This is a genomic window from Neisseria sicca VK64, assembly GCF_000260655.1.
Lineage (GTDB): Bacteria > Pseudomonadota > Gammaproteobacteria > Burkholderiales > Neisseriaceae > Neisseria > Neisseria sicca_B.
On record NZ_AJMT01000161.1, the window covers coordinates 1 to 2,198 of the forward strand.

A 2,198-nucleotide genomic window follows, 5' to 3' on the forward strand; every position below is an offset into this window, starting at 1 on the left:
GCTTTTGGGCAGGTTTGCGATGTGCAGCAGGTATTTGAGCGGGTGTTGCGCCCTCAGTGTTTGGACGGTTTGGCTTTGTCCTTTTCGGTCCGCTTTTGGCTGAGGGCTTTTAACTCCTTTAGGTAGGCGACCTCTGCGCGCATATAGCACAACTCTTCAATAAGCTCTGCCTGTGTTTTTTCTTGATCGGGTTTATCTGCGATGAAGGGGTTTTTGCGGTGTTGGGTCATGGTTTTGGATTGGGGATGTTCGAGTGCGCCGATGCCGCCTTCTTGATAGGCGCGTATCCATCGTCGCAGATGGGTTCGGGAGATGCCGTAGTGGTCTGCGGTACGCTGTTGGCTGCGTATATGCAGGTAGTGGAGTACGGCTTGGTATTTGAAGTGTAATGTATATTTGCTCATAAAAAAACTGCACCTTGTGAGTTGGAGGGGATGTGTCCAACTTTTGGGGTGCAGTTCAAATCCAGATTCGGGTTTCAGACGACCTTTTGTGTTGAGTGGCATTCTGATGAATATTTGCCGTTGCAGGCGAATAAACGGTCAGAGGCTTGCCTTTGGGAAAGATTAAACGGTTTTTAGAAGCTTCATGATGCCAAAGGGGGGGGGGGTAATTTTGTTATACGGTATTTGCCAGCATGGTTAACGCATAAGGTTCCAAGCCATTTTGACGGCAATCAGCAGCAGCATGATGCCGAAGGAAATTTTGAGCTGGCGGGCGGGGAGTTTGTGCGCGGTTTTGACGCCGATAGGGGCGAAAATCATGGTCGCGATGCTGAGGATGGCGACGGCGGGCAGATACAGGAAGCCGCCGGAGCCGTGGGGCAAGTCGGGAACATTCCAGCCGGTAACGAGATAGCCGATTGTGCCGGCGAGCGCAATCGGCCAAGCGAGGCCGGAGGATGTGCCGATGGCGCGGTGGGCAGGAAAGTTGCAATACATCAGGAAGGGGACGGACAGCGAGCCGCCGCCGATGCCGACCCAGCTTGAAGCTGCGCCGAACAATGTGCCGACCGCGCTTAAGCCGGGCAGGGCGGGCAGGTGGCGCGAGGCTTTGGGTTTGGAGTCGGTCAGGGTTTTGAGGGCGATAAGGGTCAGGAATGAGATGAAGAAGATTTGCAGGGCGCGGGTAGGCATATATTTGGCAGTTACCGCGCCGATCAGTACGCCGAATATCATGGAAGGGGTCATACGGCGGACAGTCTGCCAGTCGATGGCGCTTTTTTTGTGCTGCGCGTACATGCTGGAGAAAGTGGTGAACACCATTACGGCGAAGGATGTGCCGATGGCGAGATGTTGGGCGTAGGGGTGGCTGCTGATGCCTTGCAGTTGCAATGTCCACAAGACGACGGGGACGACCAGCGTACCGCCGCCTACGCCGAACAATCCTGCAATAAAGCCCGCCGCGCTTCCGACGGCGAGCAGGGCGAGGATAATATCCCAAGTCCACATTTTTCAGACGACCTTTTTGTTCCTGCGGCGTTTTTTCAGCCAACGCCGTGCCGCCATAATGTAGCCGGAGAGACTGTACCCCAAGAAGAAGAGGAATAAGACGAGGGCGGGCTTCCATGTGATTAAGAGGAGGATCAACACGGCGATTACCATGCCCATAAACGGGACTTGGCGGCGAATGTTGATTTCTTTAAAGCTCCAAAACGGGATTTGGACAATCATGGAAATGCCGGCGAAAAGCGTGATGCCCAAAGCCCACCAATGTACGCCGGGGAAGCGTTCGACGCTGTGGTTGACCCAAATCAGGCCGACAATCAACGCGGCGGCGGTCGGACTGGGGACGCCGATAAACCAGCGTTTATCGACTTTGCCGATAAGCGTGTTGAAGAGGGCGAGGCGCAGGGCGGCGCAGGCGCAGTAGATGAAGGCGACGGAATAACCGATTTTGCCGAATTGCGAAAGTTGCCATTTGTAAATAATCAATGCAGGCGCAACGCCGAAACTGACCATGTCGGCAAGGCTGTCGAGCTGTTCGCCGAATGCGCTTTGGCTGTTGGTCAGCCGCGCCACGCGCCCGTCCATGCCGTCGAGCAGCATGGAGAGGAATACTGCGATCGCCGCTATTTCAAAGTGCTTGTGCATGGATTGGGTGATGGCGAAGAAGGCGCAGAACAGGGCGGCGATGGTGAAGGAGTTGGGCAGCAGGTAGATACTGTTGCGGCGCAATGAATTGCGTTGCAGGTTTTG

The 2,198-nt window shown here is 55.0% G+C and carries 3 protein-coding genes; all 3 read right to left on the reverse strand.

The window, feature by feature from the left end; translation table 11 throughout:
- Window positions 1–53: 53 nt before the first annotated feature.
- Window positions 54–404, reverse strand: coding sequence for a helix-turn-helix domain-containing protein (locus HMPREF1051_RS09230; protein WP_003767615.1), 351 nt, complete (start codon window positions 402–404; stop codon window positions 54–56).
- 237 nt (window positions 405–641) lie between these two features.
- The gene (locus HMPREF1051_RS09235; RefSeq protein WP_003767644.1) at window positions 642–1,451 is read right to left on the reverse strand and encodes a sulfite exporter TauE/SafE family protein; all 810 of its coding nucleotides are present in this window, start codon (window positions 1,449–1,451) and stop codon (window positions 642–644) included.
- 3 nt (window positions 1,452–1,454) lie between these two features.
- A partial coding sequence (gene pssA / locus HMPREF1051_RS09240) for a CDP-diacylglycerol--serine O-phosphatidyltransferase (protein WP_419538016.1) occupies window positions 1,455–2,198 on the reverse strand: 744 nt, incomplete at its 5' end.